The sequence below is a fragment of the Streptomyces sp. NPDC031466 genome (genome assembly GCF_055581265.1).
On record NZ_JBVIJT010000002.1, the window covers coordinates 110,975 to 129,109 of the forward strand.

An 18,135-nucleotide genomic window follows, 5' to 3' on the forward strand; every position below is an offset into this window, starting at 1 on the left:
GCGCATGCCTCGATACGAGTACCGGTGCCGGTCCTGCGGCGACACGTTCGAACTGAGCCGTCCGATGGCGGAGTCCGCCGATCCCGCGGTGTGCCCCGACGGGCATGAGGACACGGTGAAGCTGTTGTCGACCGTGGCCGTCGGAGGGTCCTCCTCGGCCTCCGCGTCCGCGCCTCGCGGGGGCGGCGGGGGCGGGGGCTGCTGCGGTGGGGGCTGCTGCGGCTGAGGGGCCTGAGCGCCGGCTGCGTCTGTCAGAGGGGCGGCGGGCGGCGCCGATGTGCCCGGTCGCGCCGTCCCCGCGCCCCTGAGGGCCCGTGGCGGTGCCCCCGTGGGGGCCGCGAGGGTGCCCTTGTGCGGGGTGCGTGTCCCTCAGGCGCCGTGGCCGCGCTCCTCGCGGATCTGCGCGACCACGCGGGCCACCGCCGCGCGGACCGCCTCCGTCTCGGTCAGGAAGTGCCAGTAATCGGGGTGACGGCCCTCCAGGGACGCCACCGCGCGGTCGAGGCGGGCCACCGAGTCGTCCAGTGGGCGGGCGTGGCGCGGCTCGGGGGTCTGGCGGCCCGCCATGGCCAGACGCTGGGCGTCGCGGATCGCGAACCGGGTCCGCTCGATCTCCTGCTGGGGGTCCTTCGCCACGGCGTTGAGCCGCTGGAGCCGGTCACCGGCGGCGGAGACCGCCTCGTCCGTGGAGTTCAGCAGGGCCCGGACCGTGGAGAGCAGTGCCGTGGCGTCCGGCCAGCGCTGCTCCTCGCGGGCCTGACGCGCCTCCGTCAGCTTCGCCTCCGCCTGGCGCACGCTCTGCGCCGCCTGCTCGGGCACGTGCTGGAGGTCCTGCCAGCAGGCCAGCGTGAACCGCCGGCGCAGCTCGCTGAGGATCGGCTCGACCTGGCCGCTGCGGGTGGTCAGCGCCTGCGCGCGGGTACGCAGGGACACCAGCCGCCGGTCGATCTCGGCGGCGCGCTCGGGCAGCCGCTCGGCCTCGGCGCGCACGGCCTCGGCGTCGCGCAGCACGCGGTCGGCGCGCTGGAGGGTCTCCGGTACGCCGTGCCGGCCCGCGCCCTGGTTGAGCTTGGTCAGCTCGGGGCCGAGGGCGGCGAGACGGGCGGCCAGGTCGTCGGCCTTCAGGCCCGCGGCCCGTACCGCGTCCAGGGCGTTGCTCGCGGCGAGCAGTGTCTGGCGGGCCCGTTCGACGGCGGGGGCGAGGCGGGCCAGTTGGGTCTCCGCCTTGTCCAGCAGCGGGCCGAGCCCCTGCTGGAAGCGGTCCAGGTCGGCGCGGACCTGGGTCAGCTCGTCCTTGGCCCGCGTCAGCTCGGTCCTGGCCCGGGACGCCACCGAGGCCTCCAGATCGTCCCGGTCGAGGTCGTGGGCGTCCACCGCGCTGATGTACCGACCGCTGGCCTCGTCGATGCGCCGCCCGATCGCCGCGAAGTCGGAGACGGCGCGCTGAGCTGCTGGTGAGGAGTCGACCGCGGTGATCGTCTCGATGGAGATCCGCAGATCGCGCTGGGCGGTGTCCAGTTCGTAGAAGGCGGCGGCCGCGGCGTCCTTCGCGGCCTGCGCCTCGGCCCGCTCGCTCTCGCCGCGGCCGCCGAACCACCGGCGCGTACCGCCGCCCGCGAACGCGGCCGGGGCGACGGCGGCGAGCAGCGGCAGGGGCAGCAGGGCGAGGGCGAGCACGTCACGCAGGACTCCGCGGGCGCCGCCGCGCGGGGTACGGGGGCGTGCGCTCCCGCCGGCCGCGCCCTCCCTGGATCCGCTCCCGCCGGGCCCGCCCTCCCTCGGCCCGCTCCCGCCGGGCGCGCTCCCGCTCTCGGTCCCCGATCCGTCCGGTGTGTACGGCTGCCAAGGTGTCGCCGTCACTATCCCTCTCCCGTGCTGTTCCGCCCTGCCCCGGTGTCACATTCTCCCACCGGTGAGGGACGAACACACGGGCCGATCAGTTCGCGGCGCGCGCGGTGGGCCCGCCGTCTCCGCCGCGGGCGGACGGTTTGCGGGGCACCGCCTTCAGCAAGGTAGGCTGTCCACTCGTCCCGGGCGCGTAGCTCAGGGGTAGAGCGCCTCCCTTACAAGGAGGATGTCGGCGGTTCGAAACCGTCCGCGCCCACCGGGTGGTACGTGAGCAGGCGGAGCCTGTTACCGGCCCCTCGACCGTGATCGGTCGGGGGGCCTTTTCGCGCCCTGCCCGGTCCGGATGCCGGGCGGCATCGCAACGGGCGTCAGGTGACCCGCGATCACGGGCTTCAGCCCTTCGCCGTCGTGGACGTTGCGGACCGGGACGCCGACGACGCGGGTGAGGGTGTTCGCGTCCGACAGGACGGGCATTGAGGAGCCCGGTTCGGCTGCGCCGGTACGAGGTCGGCTTCCGGCCCGGATGCCGGGACCCGGCCGCCGGCGCCGGCGCGCCGGAGTGCACGCCGGCAGACCAGTCCTGAGAAGCGGTAGAAGCGGTCCGGCAGGAAGACCGCGTCCGCGACGATCATCGCAGCGGAGAAGAGCGGCAGGCCCATGAGCACCGCGATGCCGGTGTGCATGGTCAGCAACATGACCAGGACCGGGTACTTGAGCCTGCCGAAGAGGACGAAGGGGAAAGCCACCTGCAACAAGACCGTGAGGTAGCAGGCGGCCGCGATCAGCATCCGGTGGTCGTCGGCCAGGTGCGAGAGCGCGGGCCAGGGCTGGAACAGATCGAGGTTCAGGGCGTAGTGCAGGGCGGTCCCATCGCCCCAGGTACCGCCCTGCACCTTGTACAGGCCCGCCGATCCGTAGAGGAAGCACACCTGGGCGGCGATGACGAACATGCCACAGTTGTGCAGGACCGTGACCACGCCCAGTCGGGCGTCGCGGAGATGGGGCGGGCGCTCGCCCCCGGCCGTCAGGGAGAAGGGTGTCCTTGGCCCCACGGCTGAGCGCCGCCGGGCCCGGCGGGCGTCGAGGGACCAGCGTCGGCCGCAGGCGGTGAACACGAGGTAGACGGCCATGAGGAGGATGAGATTGTCTCCCCCGTCCGTCATGAAGATCGCCCTGGCGTGGAAGGACGCCACGACGACGGCGAACAGTGCGGACACCGCCCTGGTCCGCCAACCGAGCGTGAACAACACGGACGTGAGCACGGCCGTCGCGTAACAGAACTCGAAATACACGTGGTTGTCGGACAGGGTGAGGAAGCTCGCCCATCCCGTCTGTTCGAACAATTGCCTCGCCAGTGTGGGGGCCCACGGCGAATCCGGCCCCCAGATCTCGTCGCGGTGCGGAAATTCACGTAGCAGGAAGACGAGGTAGAGCAGGCCGTAGCCGATGCGCAGTACTGCCGCCGCGTACAGGGAGTGCGGCCGCTCGATCAGCAGGGCGCAGTACGCGGCGATGCGGTCGAGCACGCGCTGCGTCGTGGCGGGGATGCCGGCTCGCTCGGTGTCGCGCTTCACCGGCATGGGTGGCGTGGTCGGGGTCGGCTCAGCGGGTGCCATGCGGGGCCACCTTCCACCAGGGCAGGTAACGGGTGTCCACGGGCGTGGGCGTGGCATGGTCCGAACGACTGCCTCCGGACCGGCCGGGGGCAGCGACGGGCAGCGTCACCACCCGCAGTTGAAGGGAGTCGAAGGTGCCGCCGCGCCGGTCGGCGATGCGATCCGCCGCGATGTTGCGGAGGTACTGCTGGATCATCACAGCCCGCTCCGATCGCGGCTGGTCGCTGCCTCCCAGCGTTTCGAGGTACGAGCTCCAGGCGCGGCGCAGCATGTTCTGCGTCGTATGGCTCGGAAAGGGATTGTGCTCGATCGCAGAATTGTCCACGCCACTCAAATCGAGCCAGCGGCTCACCCGCACGGTGCCGTCCGGAGTGGTCCGCGCAGTCCGTGCCGAGATCTGCCTGTTGACCCTTTCCGGATCCGGGGCGAAGAGTCGCCAGTTCTGCTCGAACAACGGATAGACCCACGCGTTGATCTGCTTGGTGTACCGCTGCGAGATGGCATTCGCCGGCGCCACGTGGAGAAAGACGAGGATCACATGAATGATTGTCACCGCAAGGCACAGGACCACGGTGGCCTGCGTGGCCGCCCGAAGCGAGCGACACGGTCGCCCCGCCCCACCATGACCGGCGTCGAGAATACCGCTGCGTCCACTTTCCGCCGAGCCGGCGCCGGAGGGCTCCGGTCTTCTTGTTTCCGCGTGCTCGGCACAGCTCGGCAAGGTGCTACCCGACCGTCCCATCTCGCTGCTCATTTCCGCTTCTTCCGTTGTCGCACGGGGCGTGCGGGGGGAGTCGCTTGACCACCCACCCGCACGCCCCGCCTCTTACCCACCCACAGGCAACCGGCCGGCCCGACGCGCTCGACGCGAAGGGTTACGGGCCCACGTGACCGCCGGGTCAGCCGTGGCTGCCGCCGGACTTGCCGTACCCGTGCCCATGGCCGTGGCCAGGCTTGTCGTGCCCGTACCCATGGCCGTGCTCATGTCCGTGGCCAGGCTTGTCGTGCCCGTGCCCGTGCTCATGGCCAGGCTTGCCCGGTGGCTTGTGGCCGCCTCCGCCTGTCGCGCCGCCGGTCGTCGTGCCTGTAGTGCCACCCGTGGTGCCCGCGATGAGGCCGCCCGTCGTCACCCCACCAAGCACTCCGCCGAGCACTCCGCCGGTGGCGCCGCCCGTCGTGACGCCGGCGATCACACCGCCGGTGCCGCCCGTGGTACCGCCGTTGGAGGTACCCCCGCTGGCGGTACCCCCGTTCGTTCCTCCGGTCGTGCCCGCGATCAGGCCGCCCGTGGCGGTCCCGCCGGTCGTGCCCGCGATGACGCCACCGGTCGTCCCGCCCGTGGTGCGCCCGGTGCAGGCAGGTCGCGTGATCGTGTTGGTGTCCAGCGTCACGGACCCGTTACGGGCCAGCGCCCGGCCCTCGATGTCCGCCCCCGTGGTGGCGCTGATCGACGTCATCGCCATGAGGGTGCCGACGAAGTCGGAATCGGTTCCGAGGGTGGCCGAGCTGCCGATCTGCCAGAACACATTGCACGGCGAGGCGCCGTTGATGAGGCTGACGCTGCTGGCCGAGGCCGTCGTCAGGCCCGAACCGACCCGGAACACCCAGACGGCATCGGGGTTGTTCTCGCCGTCCAGGGTGAGCGTGCCCGTGAGGCCGAGAGTGGACGACGCCGTGTAGACGCCCGGGGCGAGCGTCAGACCGCCGGCGTCCGGAGGGAGATCGGCGTCCGAGGACTGCCCGGCCGCATTGTTGTAGGCGGCGACCAGGTCGCTCTTGGCTCCTGCGGCCACGGCGTCCGCGGAATGGAACGTCCCGTTCACCACTCCCGGCGGGAAACCGGAGATGGCGGTCCCCGGGTGCACTCCGACGTCGCCGGTGATGACCGAGGGTCCGGTGTTGGTGACCGACTCCCCGGCCAGAACCGCGAAGCTGTCAGCGGTCCCCAGGGGCACCGGCAGGGCGATCGCGTTTGCCCGCGTCGGCGTCACGGCCACGACAGCGGCGGCGATCACCGCAGCGAGCAGCGCTGCCAGCCAGGCCGATGTTCGGGGCCAGTGAGGTGCGGCAGATGTATTCAGTCTCATCGAGAAGCCAGCTCCTGAGGGGATGGTGGCGCGCGAATGCCGGATATCCGGAAATCGCCATTTCTGTCGCCTGGCATATTACGCGGGCAACTTCCTCGGATGGAGATCTCGCAGGGTGATTCTGGGCAGGGCTCACCAAATACATCATGTAATATATGAAGAAATGGAAAATGGGCTGCCAGTTCAATGCTGCCTTTCTGGATGCGGCTTGGTGAGGGAATGCGGCCATCGCGCGTCCGCGCACCGGCCGATCGTGACCGTGAGAAAAAAGACCCGGTGATCTCGGTGATCTAGCGGGCTTGACCGGTGGCAGAGCCCCGCACCTGAATTGGTGGGGCTCTGTCGTGTGCGCTACTGCGCTGCGTCCCCCAAGTGGCGCCCCCCGTTTGACAGGCGGACGATGGAGTGAAAGGGCACGGCCCGAGTGGAGGAGGAGATCGTCATGATGGAGGTCAAGACGGTCGAGAAGCCGGACGAGCGGCGCGATTTTCCCCGGGGGCATCTGGAGGCCGTCCATCTCACGGGGCTGGACTTCGCCGTGGGCACCTTCGAGCCCGGCTGGCGCTGGTCGGAGTCCGTGGCCCCGCTCGCGGGCACCGAGAGCTGCCAGATCCACCACAACGGCTACGTCGTCGAGGGGCGGATGCATCTGCGCATGGACGACGGGGCCGAGAGCGAGGTCGGACCCGGGGACGTCTTCGTGTGCTCGCCCGGCCACGACGCCTGGGTCGTCGGCGACGAACCGGTCGTCCTGTACGACTTCGCCGGCGGCATGGCACAGAACTACGCGCGAGCGGCGGAGGGCTGACTCACGGTCCTCGACCGTGAATCGTTGGGGGCGTCATGTCAGCTCGGAAACCTCCACCCCGGCCCCCGGAGTGGGGGCAGCCACCCGGTCGATCGCCCTGGGGTGAGCAGCCCCCGCCGGCGAAGCGGCGGCGCGGGCGGACGCTCTTGTACGTGATTCTCGGCGCCGTCGTCCTGGTGGTCGCCCTGTCGGCCCTCGCGGCCCTGATGGGCGGCGGGGACACGGGCCCGACGAAACCGCCGCCGGGGCACGAGAAGACCGCGCCCAGCGTCTCGGGCCCCCGGGCCGATGTGCGGATCACCAAGTGCGCCGTCCTGGAGGGCGTGCGGTGGCCGACCGCCGAGGTGCGCATCACCAACCACAGTTCCAAGACCTCGAACTATTGGGTGGACATCGAGTTCGTCGATGCGCGGGGCGAACGCGTCTCCGACAGCTTCACTGCTACGAACAATCTGGCCCCGGGCCGGGTGGCCAATGAGACGGTTACCGGCTCGCGGGAGGCGTCCGGCCAGGTGACCTGCCGGGTCACCGACGTGACGCGGTACGCCTCCTAGCGGGATACCTCAGCGGCCGGACCTCGGGTGTGTTCTGCGGTATCTGCGGTCCCACCGCTCCTGGCGTTCCTTGCGGAGGCGGAAGGCCCGGTAAGTCTTGGGTTGGCCGGCTCTTCCTGCGACGCCACCGGTACCGCCGCCGTCTGCGGTCCCCGAGCTGTTCTCCCGGGGCGAGCCGCCTCCCTCGTGGTACCGCACCAGGTAGAAGACCAGTGCCGCCGCGGCCAGCCAGAACAGGGGCTGGTCGAAGCCGAAGCCGAGGCCGATGAGGGCCAGGATCGCGATGACGACGAGTACGTTCATTGCTGCACCTCCGCGGCTCGCGTGAGCCGGCAAGGGGCTGATGGGGGCGAGTCAACGCCCGCCCTCCCGCGCTGTCAATGGCTTGCGGGTCCAGGCTCGTCCGGAGTCTCGTGGGCGTGCTTGAGGTCGGCCCGCGCCGCGACCGTGTCGGGGCCGGACAGTTGTCGCCAGTAGCGGTGGCAGGTCACGAAGATCGCCAACTCCCGCTCCCGCGCCCGCAGTTTCTCCACCTCGGCCTGTTCCTCCAGCGTCCAGCCGGGGGAGGCGGACCGCTCCACGCTGCGCCAGCCGCCGGTGTCGCTGAAGCCGTCGAGGGGCTCGACCGACCAGGGGAGCCGTTTGAGCAGCGCGAGAAGCTCCGAGCGGACCTGGTGCAGTTCCTCCTGGCCGGCGAGGAGGTCACTCGGGAAGTCACGGGCGGAAGGGGATGCGGACACGAAGGGAATGGTACTCCTGTTCGAATTTGCTGGGCGAGTGACACCCGGGGTCGCTGCGGAGAAGCCCCGTCCGGGCGGATGGAGGCCGGGAAAGCGCGGTGGCAAGCTGGAGGCATGTGCCGAAGCATCAAGACGCTCCGCCCGCCCGCCATCCCCGAGGACGCCACCGAGGAGGAGATCCGGGCCGCCGCGCTCCAGTACGTGCGCAAGGTGTCCGGGTTCCGCGCCCCGGCCGCGCACAACCGCGAGGTCTTCGACCGGGCCGTCGAGGCCGTCGCCGAGGCGACCGCGCGGCTGCTGGACGGCCTGGAGGTGCGCGGGGCCCGCGCCTCGTAGAGCGGAGGCGGCCGCCCAGGTGCCCGCACCTCGTGAGCGGGGGTCAGCCGGCCGTCCCCGGCGCGGATGCCTCGTGGGGGGTGGGCAGTTGGCCGTCGCCCAGCCCCCACGCGCTCGCAACTGGGGTCAGCCTGCCGTGGTCCGGCCCGCGCGCTCCGTAAGTGGAGGCCGGCTGTCCGCAGCCCGGGGCCCGCACCTCGTGAGCGGGGGGGGGGGGCAGCCGGTCGTCGTCCGGGGCTCGCACCTCGTGAGTGGGGGGCAGTCGGTCGTTGTCGGGGGCTCGCACCTCGTGAGTGGGGGGCAGCCGGTCGTTGGCCGGGGCTCGCACCTCCTGAGAGGGGGCCAGCCTGCCGCCGCCCGGCCCGCGCGCTCCGTAAGTGGAGGCCGGCTGTCCCCAGCCCGGGGCCCGCACCTCGCGAGGGGCGCAGTCGGTCGTCGTCCGGGCCCCACACCTCGTGGAGCGGGGGCAAGCCCACCCTCGCCCAGGCCCGCGCCTTGTGAGCGGGGGCAAGCCCACCCTCGCCCAGGCCCGCGCCTTGTGAGCGAGGGCAAGCCCGCCCTCGCCCGGGCCCGCGTCTCGCGAGAAGGGGTCAGCCGGTCGTCGCCCGGGGGCGGCGTACGAGGAAGGCCGCCGCCGCGCCCGCCGCGAAGAGCGCCAGCAGTGAGACGCCCGTCGCCAGCCAGGTCGCGCCGAGCCACTGGCCGCCGAAGTAGCCGAGCGCCACGCTGTAGCCGGCCCAGGCCAGCCCCGCGAGCGCGGACCAGGGCAGGAACTCGCGCAGCCTGCGATGGGCCGCGCCCGCGCCGAGCGAGACGATCGAGCGGCCCGCCGGGGCGAAGCGCGCGATGACGACCAGCGCGCCGCCGCCCCGCGAGAGCGCCGCGCCGAGACGTTCCTGCGCGGTGGTCAGCCGACGGGAGCGGGCGATGGCGCGGTCGAGGCGCTCGCCGCCGCGCCAGGCGAGGCGGAAGGCGGCCATGTCGCCGAGCACCGAGGCGGTGGCGGCGCTGAGCGTCAGCAGCAGGATGTCCGGGACGTTGTGCGGCACACGACCCGTGCCCGCGGCGGCCGCGGCGGTGGCCGACATGATGACGAGGACGCCGCTCGGCAGGACCGGCACGAACACGTCGAACAGGACGGACAGGGCCACGACCGCGTAGATCCATGGGCTGCCGGTCAGCGCCCCCACACTCTCGACAAGCACCACAACTCCCCGTGACTCCCCGATCGGCAGCGCGTTGCCGCTGTGTCCCGGGGAAACGGCAGGGGCGGCCTGATGACAGCTGTACAGCGTACGCCGCACACCGTGCCGTAGATCCACTGGGGGTTCGGGTGTCCGCCGCGTCACGTTCACCCGGCTGCCCTTCCGGCGGGGCGCGCGGCCCCGGAATCCCGTACGAACGAGGCAGGACGAAGGCGGCCGCGCGGACCCGCCGACGGCAGGCGCGAACGACGGGCGCGAACGACAGGAGCTGGTGAGGGTGGCAGGGACACTGGCCGGCGCCGTGGCGGCGGCGGTACTGGCCGCGGGCGGCATCGGCGGCGGCGGAGCCACATCCCACGAGGTGCGGGCGGAGGGGCGGTTCGCGCCGCCCACGGCGTTCATCCCCTCCCCCGCGGTCACCTACGACATGCGGCTGGTGCCCGCCGCGTCCTGGATCCAGGTGCGCCAGCACGGCGACGAGCGCGGTACGACCGTCACGGCGCGGGTCAGGGGGCTGAAGCCGGGACACGCGTACGGCGTCCATGTGCACCGCAAGCCGTGCGGCGCGCGCCCGGAGGCCTCCGGCGGCCACTACCAGCACCGCGTGGACCCCGTACAGCCGTCGAAGGACCCCGCCTATCTCAACCCGCGCAACGAGGTGTGGCTGGATTTCACCGCCAAGGCGGACGGCACCGGTTCGGCACGCGCGCACCACCGCTGGGGCTTCCGGCCGGGCGAGGCGGCCTCCGTGGTCCTGCACCGCGAGCAGGGCGGCGCGGGCGATCGCCTGGCCTGCTTCACGGTGCCGTTCGAGCCGCGCTAGCACCCTCTCGTACGTAGGGACGGACGTGTACAGGCGTACGAGAGGGTGCTAGCGGCCGGGAAAGGCTCAGGCCGCGACGGGCGCCCGCTCCGAGGGCTTGTCGTCCTCGCGGGCGCCGCGCGCGGCGAGGAGCCGGTCCAGGCCGAGCGCGCCGGAGCCGGTGAAGACGAGGAGCAGCATCGCCCAGCAGAAGATCGCCGAGGCCTCGCCGCCGTTCTCCATGGGCCACAGGGCCTCCGGCTGGTGGACCTTGAAGTAGGCGTAGGCCATCGAGCCGGACGAGATGAACGCCGCGGCGCGGGTGCCGAGGCCGAGTAGGACCAGGCCGCCGCCGACGAGCTGGATCACGGCGGCGTACCAGCCGGGCCAGGTGCCGGCGTCGACGGTGCTGCCGTCGCCGCCCGCGCCGCCGAGGACGCCGAAGAGGGAGGCGGCGCCGTGGCAGGCGAAGAGCAGGCCGATCACGATGCGGAACAGCCCGATGGCGTAGGGCTGGGCTCTGTTGAGGTGTTCGGTCATGGCAGGGGGACTCCTTCGGTTGGGGACGGGAACCGAGCGGAGGCCCAAGATTAGGGGTACCTAATTAGTGCTTGCAAGTTCAACATTTGGTCAGCCTGGGATTCCGCTTCGGGGGCTGGCTGCGTTTGCCCGCCTTCGGGAAGGACCGCGCCGGCGTCCTCGGCGGCGGCGCGCAGCGCGGCCCGGGCCACCGCGTCCGCGTCCGACAGCGTGACCGAGTCGACCCCGGGCCGGGCGCCGGCCGCCGTCACCCAGTGCACCCCTTCCGTGGGCACGCCGAACGCGAACCGCCGCGTATGGACCCGGCCCTGACGGTCGATCAGGTGGTAGGGGCGCGGTGTCACGTCCAGGCCCCCGGTCTCGTAGCCGTCGACCACATGGGGGCGGCACCGGCCCGCTTCGAGGAGGTCGCGCAGCAGCTCGTCGGCGGTGCGGCGCACGTCCGGCTCGGGCAGCCGGGCCTCGATCAGTGTGGTGACGCGCACATCGGAACCCGGCACGTCCGGGGAGTACGCGAGGAACGCCCCGCCGTCGGGCCGCACGGCCAGGCGCGGGCCGAGCACGTCCAGGACGCCCGCCTCGACGAGCGCCGCCATCTCCTCGATGCGGCGGCGCGGCGGGCCGATGGAGAGGAAGGCGTTGAGCGGCGTGTACCAGCGGTCGAGGTGTGCGCGGCGGGAGGCGCCGGACAGGCCGCCGTGGTCGACGATCCTGCGGAGTTCGTTGCGCAGGTCGCGCAGGACGTCGAGCGCCGCCTTCACCGGGCCCGCGACATTGCCGAGCGCGGCCTGCGCGGCGTCCTCGCGCAGATGGGCGAGGAGCCAGCTCCGGTGCTCCTGAGGGGTGACGAAGGGCCGGTCGGGGTGCGGCCGGGAGAGCCGGTCCCAGGACCAGCGGTCGGCCTCGGCGATGCCCGCCGCGTCCAGCAGCGCGGCCTCCTGGGGGCTCCGGTGGGCGGTGGCGAGAAACCTCCCCCGGAACTCCTCGGGGTCGTCGCCGCGCGCGGCGACGAGCGCCGCGTAGTGGACCGTCTCCACCTCCTTGGCGACCAGGGGCCATATCTCGTCCAGGAAGTCGGGGGCGTCGCCGCTGTCCGCGCGCTTGCGGAAGCCGGCTATGACGTCGTCCGTGAGGACGGCCGGCTCGTGGCGCCCGTAGGGGCCCTTCGCGTTGTCCCCGCGGGCCTGGTACGGAACGCCGCGCCGCGAGCCCGCGTACAGCCGCGGCTCCTGACCGGAGGGTTCGTAGCGCAGGGCGCCGTCGGGGGTGCGGGTGTAACGGCCGCCACGACCGCCGGTCAACAGCGCCATGTGGTCGAAGAAGTTGAGGCCGAGGCCGCGCAGCAGGACGGGCTCGCCGGGGGCGATCGCCGTCAGGTCGAGGTCGGCGGGATTGGCGGGCGGGAAGTGGCGCAGGCCGTGCGCGGCGGCGTGCCCGGCCAGGCGCTCCTCCTCGCGGTCGGCGCGGGTGGGCAGGTGACCTTGGGCGAGGACGACGACCGAAAGGCCGGTCAGCTCAAGGCCGTTGTCCAGTACGAGGCGCTGCGTGCCGTCGGAGGCGGTCTCGTCGAGGCGCACGGCGCGCGCCGCGTGGACCTGTACGCGGACCGGCCCCGGGGCGTTCTTCACCGTCTCGGCGAAGACCCACTCCAGGTAGCGGCCGTAGCAGGCGCGGCTCGGGTAGTCGTCGGGGCCGAGCCCCGGGACGCGGCCGGCCGCCGCCCACTCGTACAGGCTCGGCCCCGGCCGGATCGGGCCCGAGCAGTCCACGCTCTCGTCGGTGAAGAGGGTCACCTGGGAGGCGACGGTGTTCATCAGGAGCGTCTCGGGCTGCGCCGTCCGCCAGACCTGCCCGGCGCCCGGCGGCGCGGGGTCCACGACGTGCACCGTCAGCCGCGTGCCGGGGGCGAGGAGTTCGCCCGCCGACGCGCAGAGCCGTTCGAGCACGCTGGTGCCGCGGGGGCCCGCGCCGACCAGGGCGAGGGCGACGGTCGCCTTCGGTGCGGGCGGACGTGGCGCGGACGGGCGCGGCACGGGCAGAGATGCGGACAAAGGCGTGACTCCCGGTGCATAGAGAACGCTTGGTGGACGCTGGAAGCGGACGGTCCGCCTCATCATGCCGCCGTGACCCCGGATGCCGAACCCCGCCCGGAGGATCCGTCGGATGGTGTGGGGTGTGTCACGTGGGGCGCGAGGGGCTCGCCGGACGGTGCCGGGGCTAGGACAGGCGTCGTTCCTCCGTCGTCTCCAGGCGGGCCTCGGCGCCCCGGGCCCGTCGGGCCTGCTCCAGGCGCAGGAGGCAGGTGCGGCCGCGCAGGGTCAGGGTCATGAGCTGGTTGCCGAACCAGGGGCCGCCCGTGCGCCGCCAGTCGATGCCCGCCTGGGTGACGTCGGCGTGCCGCGCGAAACGCCGGCCCAGCGCCCGGCCGACGCGGCTCCAGCCGAAGCGGAAGCCGAGCTTGACCGAGGTGGGGACGGAGTTGTGGACGGGGGAGCAGGTCAGCTGCAGGACATGGGCGTCGGGGCCGGTGCCCTTGGGCCAGGCGGGCTCGGCGACATAGGCGTGGTGGACGTCCCCGGAGAGCACCAGCACCGTCGCGGGCGCGCCCTCGCCCGTGCCCGCCTCGGCGACCAGCGCGGTCAGCGCCTCGAAGGACGCCGGGAAGGCCGACCAGTGCTCCAGGTCCGCGCGCCTGCGCAGGTTCTCGCCGAACCGGGCCCAGCGGGCGCCCCGCTTGCCCTGGCACAGCGCCGCGCTCCAGCCCTCGGCGTCGTGGATGAGGTGCGGCAGCAGCCAGGGCAGGGACGAGCCGATGAGGAGGTGGTCGAAGCCGCCCGCGTCCTCCACCGCCTGCTCGCGCAGCCAGCGCGCCTCGCCCGGGTCCACCATGGCGCGCTCGCCCTCCCGCAGCACCCGGGCCGCGCGCGTGTCGACCATCAACAGCCGTACGCGCCCGAAGTCCCGCCGGTAACTCCAGCGCGTCGAGGTCGGATCCTCGTCGGCGGCCGCGGCGAAGGCGCGCAGCGCGTCCGTGCCGTCGGGTGTGGCGCGGACGGCGGCGTAGATGTCGTCGCTCTCCAGTTCCGCCGGCCGCAGGTTGCCGAGGTGCTGATAGACCCAGTACGACATCAGGCCGCTCAGGATGCGCTCGCGCCACCAGGGGGTGGCCCGCATGTCGGCCACCCAGGCCGCACTGGTGTTCCAATCATCGATCACGTCGTGGTCGTCGAAGATCATGCAACTCGGCACGGTGGACAGCAGCCAGCGCACCTCCGGGTCGAGCCAGGACTCGTAGTAGAGGTGGGTGTACTCCTCGTAGTCGGCGACCTGGGCGCCCGGCGGCTCGGAGAGGTCCCTGCGCGCGGCGAGTCGGCGCCGGGTCGCCTTGGAGGTCTCGTCGGCGTACACCTGATCGCCGATGAGCAGCAGGACGTCGGGGCGGACGGCGGCCGGGTCGGCGGCGATGCGGGTGGCGAGGGTGTCCAGCGCGTCGGGCCCCACGGGGTCGCTCCCGCCGGACGGCGGCGCGGCCCAGCGGCACGAGCCGAAGGTGACCCGCAGCTCGCCGGCGCCGTCCTCGGCGAGGGTGCGGATGGTGCTGGCGGGGAAGCGGGAGTCGGGCAGGGGCCAGACGACGTCCGTGCCGCCCCCGGAGCCCTCGGTGCCGCCCAGCCGCACCTCGTACGCCGTCTCGGTGCCCGGTGTCAGCCCGGTGACCGGGATCAGGGCGTAGTGGTGCCCCGCGACCTGGAAAGTGCGCGCCGAGCCGCGCGAGCCGTCCGCGCATCGCACCTCGGCGGCGCAGGGCCCGTCGGTCTCGACCCAGACGGTCGCCGAGGCGCCGTCGACATGTCTCAGCAGTGGACCGAGCCGCAGCCGTGCCACAGGTGATCACCCTCCTCCGTCGTCCCCGTACGGTACGGAACGACGGAGGCCGGCGGGGCGATTCCGGGGTGTCCGGCCCGGCCGAGGGCTCAGCAGCCGCTCAGGATCGAGGTCAGGGCGCTCTTCTCGGCGGGGTCCACCGTGAGCTTGTAGTGCTGCTTCACGTCGACCCACATCCGGGCGTAGAAGCAGTGGTAGGAGGCCGTGGGCGGCATCCATTCGGCGGGGTCCTGGTCGCCCTTGGCCTGGTTGACGTTGTCGGTGACCGCGATCAGCTGCGGCTGGGAGAGGTCGTTGGCGAAGCCCTGGCGCTGCGCGGTGGTCCAGCCGCTCGCGCCGGACCGCCAGGCCTCGGAGAGCGGCACGACGTGGTCGATGTCGACGTCGGACGCGGCGGTCCAGGTGCCGCCGTCGTAGGGGGACTTCCAGGTGCCGGAGACCGCCGCGCAGGCGGCGTCCTGCTGGACGTTCGTGCCGTCGCGCTTGAGGACGACCTCGCGGGTGTTGCAGGTGCCGGACTGGGTGCTCCAGTGCGGGAACTTGTCCCGGCTGTAGCCGTCGGAGGAACCTTCCGCCTTGACGGTCAGCTCACCGAGGTAGGTGCGGGCGGTGGCGGCGCTCACCGGCTCCGGGGGAGCGGCCTGGGCGGGGGTGCCGGTGGTGAGGACGGCCGCGCAGGCCAGCAGGGCGGTGGCGCCGAGGGCGGCCGTGCGGTGTCGACGCGCGTAGACAGCGGACATGTGAACTCCCTTGACATGGGGGGGCGTTGACCGGTGGGGCGGCCAGGCTCGCGGGGCGGGGTGGCCGGGGGGTGTGTGTCTGATGACAGGGTCGCGTCAATCAGGTGGAAAGTTCAATGGTTCTGGCGCACCGTCATGCGCATTGCGTGGGGCGGGAGTTGCGTTCGAGTGATCCAGGTCACTCCGTGTCGCTCCGGCGCGGGCCGAAAGGCCCTGGCCGCGCACCGTGCGCCGTCCCGTACGATGGACGGCGCAGAAGGGGAGTAGCTCTTCGCCGGACCGTCGACATACTGCTCAGCTCGTCTGAGCCGGCGCCCGGAGGCAGGCCCCTCGGGGCCGGCCAGCGAGACCTTCGGCAAGCAGTGCGGGCATGCGCGAACCGCGTGTGTCCGGACGCGCGCACCCGTGCGCGTCCGTGTGCGCTGCCGTGCCGAGGTGTCGTACGCGAAGCGGTGGAACACTCTCGGTGGGGCGGCCCCGACCGATTGAGGAACCCTTGATCAGCATCAGCGTGACGGCGCTCGTCTTCGGCGTCGTCTTCCTTGCCGAGCTGCCGGACAAGACGGCCCTGGCCGGCCTCGTCCTCGGCACCCGCTACCGCGCCTCGTACGTCTTCGCCGGGGTCGCGGCCGCCTTCACCGTCCATGTGGTGCTCGCCGTCGCGGCGGGCAGCGTGCTGACCCTGCTGCCGCAGCAGCTGGTCCACGCGCTGACCGGCGTCCTCTTCCTCGGCGGCGCCGCGATGCTGCTGCTGAAGGGCGCCGGCGAGGAGGAAGAGGTCAGGCAGCCCGAGGACCAGAGCTTCTGGAAGGTCGCCGGGGCGGGCTTCATGCTCATCCTGGTCGCCGAGTTCGGCGATCTGACGCAGATCATGACCGCGAACATGGCCGCCCGCTACGACGACCCGCTCTCCGTGGGCCTCGGCGCGGTGCTCGCGCTGTGGGCGGTCGCCGGACTCGGCATCGTCGGCGGAAAGGCGCTGATGAAGCGGGTTCCGCTGGCGCTCATCACGAAGATCGCGGCGCTGCTGATGCTGGGCCTCGGCGTGTGGAGCCTCTACGAGGCGCTTGCGTGACGTCGGTCCGTTTTGCCGACCTTGGCCCATCTGACCTGCGGCGTTGGCTTTTGGCGCGCTTGTTTTGTACCGTGCAGGAACAAAGTGGCTCCGCCCGTACTCCCTGACCGGCGGGCGGGGCCGCCTTGATCTTCCCGTCGCGGGTCCGTCCCGTGGCGGCTCTTCCCGCGGGATCTTCCTCTGCGCTCTGGAGTACGTCGATGACGGCCACGACCGCCGACACTGCACTGACCGTCCGGGCCGTCCTCCTCGACATGGACGGCACCCTCGTCAACTCGGACGCCGTCGTCGAGCGCTGCTGGCGGCGCTGGGCCGACCGGCACGGGCTCGACTTCGGCGAGGTCATCGAGGTCGTCCACGGACGGCAGGGGTACGCCTCCATGGCGCTGCTGCTGCCGGATCGGCCCATGGCCGACAACCACGCGGAGAACCGCGAGATGCTCGCCGCGGAGACCGCCGACATGGAGGGCGTCGTGCCGGTGCCCGGCGCGCCCGCGTTCATGGCCTCGCTGGCCCGGCTGCGCCTGCCGCACGCGCTCGTGACCTCCGCCGACGTGCCGCTGTCCACCGGCCGGATGGCCGCGGCGGGGCTGGCGCTGCCGGAGGTGCGGGTGACCGCGGAGAGCGTGGGCGCGAGCAAGCCGGACCCCGAGGGGTTCCTCAAGGGGGCGGCGGCGCTCGGGGTCGACCCGGCGGACTGCGTGGTCTTCGAGGACTCGCGGGCGGGCATCCTCGCGGGCCGGGCGGCCGGCATGCGCGTGGTGGGCGTCGGCCCACGGGCGGCCTCGCTGGAACCGACCGTCCATGTGGCGGACCTGACGCGGGTGCGGATCGCGGCCGCGGGAGACGGGGAATTCCGGCTGACGTTCGGGTGACGTGGGTGCGGGGGCAGGTGGCGCGGGTCCGCACGGGCGCCGGGCGCGGTGAGCGGACGCGCGACGGCGTGGCTTTCCCGCCGTCAACCTGACGCCAGGGAGTAACCCACACGGGCGACGATCATTCGCGTCGCCCGATGGCCCGGCGCGGCACCGGCGGCCCAGTCGGGACGGGCGGCCGTCTTCGTAAACGTGCCCTTACGGACAATGAGCCCACTGCCGTATCAAATCCGTTCAGCAGAAGAACCGTTCCGTTGTGGAAGCGTCCCTGACATCACTTCCCAGCGAGAGGAGTCGGCGCATGGCCGACTGGAAGCAGATCAGCGGGGCCTTGGTGCGGATCGCGGTGGGATCCAGGACCAACGTCTGGGGTGTCAACGCGGCGGGGAACATCTACCGCTACACGAACAACGACGCCAGCCCGTGGGCGCAGGTGCCCGGTGGGCTCACCGACATCGGCGCGGGGGCGGACGGCACGGTCTGGGGCGTCAACTCCGCGGGCAACATCTACCGCTACACCGGCGACCAGGAGTCCGGCCACTGGAAGCAGATCAGCGGCGGCCTGGCGCGGATCACGGTGGGGTCCAGGACCAACGTCTGGGGTGTCAACGCGGCGGGGAACATCTACCGCTACACGAACAACGACGCGAATCCCTGGGCGCAGGTGCCGGGTGCGCTCACCGACATCGGCGCGGGGGCGGACGGCACGGTCTGGGGCGTCAACTCGGCGGGCAACATCTACCGCTACACCGGCGACCAGGAATCGGGCCACTGGAAGCAGATCAGCGGCGGCCTGAAGGGGATCGCGGCCGGCTCCCGCACCACGGTGTGGGGAGTGAACGCGGGCGGGAACATCTACCGCTTCGCGAACAACGACGCCAGCCCGTGGGCGCAGGTGCCCGGTGCGCTCACCGACATCGGCGCGGGCGCGGACGGCACGGTCTGGGGCGTCAACTCGGCGGGCAACATCTACCGCTACACCGGCGATCTGCCCGCCTGACCCCCTCCCGCCGCTGCACAGAGC

At 72.4% G+C, this 18,135-nt stretch carries 19 protein-coding genes and 1 tRNA gene; 9 read left to right on the plus strand and 11 right to left on the minus strand.

The annotated features are described in order from the left end of the window. The first annotated feature begins 4 nt into the window (after positions 1-4). Entirely contained in the window at positions 5-226 is a 222-nt protein-coding gene (locus ACZ5GP_RS03360; protein WP_468749158.1) for an FmdB family zinc ribbon protein, read from the plus strand. A gap of 143 nt (positions 227-369) precedes the next feature. On the opposite strand, the gene ACZ5GP_RS03365 is transcribed toward ACZ5GP_RS03360, so the two are convergent. Continuing rightward, on the minus strand, positions 370-1,860 hold the full coding sequence (locus ACZ5GP_RS03365; protein WP_468749159.1) for a hypothetical protein: 1,491 nt from the start codon (positions 1,858-1,860) through the stop codon (positions 370-372). A 172-nt stretch (positions 1,861-2,032) separates the two neighbouring features. Here ACZ5GP_RS03365 and ACZ5GP_RS03370 point away from each other — a divergent pair. Then, positions 2,033-2,104, plus strand: a tRNA-Val gene (locus ACZ5GP_RS03370). A gap of 136 nt (positions 2,105-2,240) precedes the next feature. Here ACZ5GP_RS03370 and ACZ5GP_RS03375 read toward each other — a convergent pair. The 3 genes from ACZ5GP_RS03375 to ACZ5GP_RS03385 all read right to left on the minus strand — a co-directional run bounded on the left by ACZ5GP_RS03375 (position 2,241) and on the right by ACZ5GP_RS03385 (position 5,479). Further along, complete coding sequence (locus tag ACZ5GP_RS03375) at positions 2,241-3,464, minus strand: HTTM domain-containing protein (RefSeq protein ID WP_468749160.1); 1,224 nt, start codon at positions 3,462-3,464, stop codon at positions 2,241-2,243. Further along, a complete protein-coding gene (locus ACZ5GP_RS03380; protein WP_468749161.1) occupies positions 3,451-4,218 on the minus strand; it encodes a DUF5819 family protein in 768 nt (255 codons plus the stop codon). Before ACZ5GP_RS03380 ends, ACZ5GP_RS03375 begins: the two co-directional genes overlap by 14 nt. 145 nt (positions 4,219-4,363) lie before the next feature. Further along, positions 4,364-5,479, minus strand: coding sequence for an ice-binding family protein (locus ACZ5GP_RS03385; protein ID WP_468749162.1), 1,116 nt, complete (start codon positions 5,477-5,479; stop codon positions 4,364-4,366). Between the two features lie 514 nt (positions 5,480-5,993). Between ACZ5GP_RS03385 and ACZ5GP_RS03390 the strand changes: the two genes are divergently transcribed. Further along, positions 5,994-6,359: a cupin domain-containing protein gene (locus tag ACZ5GP_RS03390; protein ID WP_468749163.1), complete on the plus strand. Its 366-nt coding sequence runs from the start codon at positions 5,994-5,996 to the stop codon at positions 6,357-6,359. A 152-nt stretch (positions 6,360-6,511) separates the two neighbouring features. Then, a complete protein-coding gene (locus ACZ5GP_RS03395) occupies positions 6,512-6,913 on the plus strand; it encodes a hypothetical protein (RefSeq protein ID WP_468749164.1) in 402 nt (133 codons plus the stop codon). A 9-nt stretch (positions 6,914-6,922) separates the two neighbouring features. Here ACZ5GP_RS03395 and ACZ5GP_RS03400 read toward each other — a convergent pair whose 3' ends face one another. Both ACZ5GP_RS03400 and ACZ5GP_RS03405 read right to left on the minus strand, forming a co-directional pair. Then, a complete protein-coding gene (locus ACZ5GP_RS03400) occupies positions 6,923-7,216 on the minus strand; it encodes a hypothetical protein (RefSeq protein WP_468749165.1) in 294 nt (97 codons plus the stop codon). Positions 7,217-7,290: 74 nt separating this feature from the next. Then, on the minus strand, positions 7,291-7,653 hold the full coding sequence (locus ACZ5GP_RS03405; RefSeq protein ID WP_468749166.1) for a hypothetical protein: 363 nt from the start codon (positions 7,651-7,653) through the stop codon (positions 7,291-7,293). 114 nt (positions 7,654-7,767) lie between these two features. Here ACZ5GP_RS03405 and ACZ5GP_RS03410 point away from each other — a divergent pair, with 114 nt between their 5' ends. Then, on the plus strand, positions 7,768-7,989 hold the full coding sequence (locus ACZ5GP_RS03410) for a DUF2277 domain-containing protein (protein ID WP_468749167.1): 222 nt from the start codon (positions 7,768-7,770) through the stop codon (positions 7,987-7,989). A gap of 590 nt (positions 7,990-8,579) precedes the next feature. On the opposite strand, the gene ACZ5GP_RS03415 is transcribed toward ACZ5GP_RS03410, so the two are convergent. After that, complete coding sequence (locus ACZ5GP_RS03415) at positions 8,580-9,194, minus strand: DedA family protein (RefSeq protein WP_468749168.1); 615 nt, start codon at positions 9,192-9,194, stop codon at positions 8,580-8,582. 271 nt (positions 9,195-9,465) lie between these two features. Between ACZ5GP_RS03415 and ACZ5GP_RS03420 the strand changes: the two genes are divergently transcribed. After that, entirely contained in the window at positions 9,466-10,017 is a 552-nt protein-coding gene (locus ACZ5GP_RS03420) for a superoxide dismutase family protein (protein ID WP_468749169.1), read from the plus strand. 66 nt (positions 10,018-10,083) lie between these two features. Here ACZ5GP_RS03420 and ACZ5GP_RS03425 read toward each other — a convergent pair whose 3' ends face one another. From ACZ5GP_RS03425 to ACZ5GP_RS03440, 4 genes are all read right to left on the minus strand, one after another. Beyond that, on the minus strand, positions 10,084-10,536 hold the full coding sequence (locus ACZ5GP_RS03425) for a DoxX family protein (protein WP_468749170.1): 453 nt from the start codon (positions 10,534-10,536) through the stop codon (positions 10,084-10,086). A 50-nt stretch (positions 10,537-10,586) separates the two neighbouring features. Then, on the minus strand, positions 10,587-12,587 hold the full coding sequence (locus ACZ5GP_RS03430; protein WP_468749171.1) for an FAD/NAD(P)-binding protein: 2,001 nt from the start codon (positions 12,585-12,587) through the stop codon (positions 10,587-10,589). 166 nt (positions 12,588-12,753) lie between these two features. Continuing rightward, complete coding sequence (locus ACZ5GP_RS03435) at positions 12,754-14,421, minus strand: alkaline phosphatase D family protein (RefSeq protein WP_468749172.1); 1,668 nt, start codon at positions 14,419-14,421, stop codon at positions 12,754-12,756. Positions 14,422-14,510: 89 nt separating this feature from the next. Beyond that, positions 14,511-15,161, minus strand: coding sequence for an HNH endonuclease family protein (locus ACZ5GP_RS03440; protein WP_468749173.1), 651 nt, complete (start codon positions 15,159-15,161; stop codon positions 14,511-14,513). A gap of 496 nt (positions 15,162-15,657) precedes the next feature. Here ACZ5GP_RS03440 and ACZ5GP_RS03445 point away from each other — a divergent pair, with 496 nt between their 5' ends. The 3 genes from ACZ5GP_RS03445 (at position 15,658) to ACZ5GP_RS03455 (ending at position 18,111) form a co-directional block, all read left to right on the plus strand. After that, the gene (locus ACZ5GP_RS03445; RefSeq protein WP_468749174.1) at positions 15,658-16,236 is read left to right on the plus strand and encodes a TMEM165/GDT1 family protein; all 579 of its coding nucleotides are present in this window, start codon (positions 15,658-15,660) and stop codon (positions 16,234-16,236) included. A 200-nt stretch (positions 16,237-16,436) separates the two neighbouring features. Further along, positions 16,437-17,111 carry an HAD-IA family hydrolase gene (locus tag ACZ5GP_RS03450; RefSeq protein WP_468749175.1) on the plus strand — a complete coding sequence of 225 codons (675 nt, stop codon included), beginning with the start codon at positions 16,437-16,439 and terminating at the stop codon, positions 17,109-17,111. A 301-nt stretch (positions 17,112-17,412) separates the two neighbouring features. Beyond that, positions 17,413-18,111: a tectonin domain-containing protein gene (locus ACZ5GP_RS03455; RefSeq protein ID WP_468749176.1), complete on the plus strand. Its 699-nt coding sequence runs from the start codon at positions 17,413-17,415 to the stop codon at positions 18,109-18,111. Positions 18,112-18,135: the final 24 nt, after the last annotated feature.

Excerpts from the sequence above, each read along its gene's own strand:
- ACZ5GP_RS03360 (WP_468749158.1), top strand. The coding sequence starts at position 5 with ATGCCTCGATACGAGTACCGGTGCCGGTCCTGCGGCGACACGTTCGAA.
- ACZ5GP_RS03375 (WP_468749160.1), bottom strand. The coding sequence starts at position 3,464 with ATGGCACCCGCTGAGCCGACCCCGACCACGCCACCCATGCCGGTGAAG.
- ACZ5GP_RS03380 (WP_468749161.1), bottom strand. The coding sequence starts at position 4,218 with ATGAGCAGCGAGATGGGACGGTCGGGTAGCACCTTGCCGAGCTGTGCC.
- ACZ5GP_RS03390 (WP_468749163.1), top strand. The coding sequence starts at position 5,994 with ATGATGGAGGTCAAGACGGTCGAGAAGCCGGACGAGCGGCGCGATTTT.
- ACZ5GP_RS03400 (WP_468749165.1), bottom strand. The coding sequence starts at position 7,216 with ATGAACGTACTCGTCGTCATCGCGATCCTGGCCCTCATCGGCCTCGGC.
- ACZ5GP_RS03410 (WP_468749167.1), top strand. The coding sequence starts at position 7,768 with ATGTGCCGAAGCATCAAGACGCTCCGCCCGCCCGCCATCCCCGAGGAC.
- ACZ5GP_RS03425 (WP_468749170.1), bottom strand. The coding sequence starts at position 10,536 with ATGACCGAACACCTCAACAGAGCCCAGCCCTACGCCATCGGGCTGTTC.
- ACZ5GP_RS03440 (WP_468749173.1), bottom strand. The coding sequence starts at position 15,161 with ATGTCCGCTGTCTACGCGCGTCGACACCGCACGGCCGCCCTCGGCGCC.
- ACZ5GP_RS03450 (WP_468749175.1), top strand. The coding sequence starts at position 16,437 with ATGACGGCCACGACCGCCGACACTGCACTGACCGTCCGGGCCGTCCTC.
- ACZ5GP_RS03455 (WP_468749176.1), top strand. The coding sequence starts at position 17,413 with ATGGCCGACTGGAAGCAGATCAGCGGGGCCTTGGTGCGGATCGCGGTG.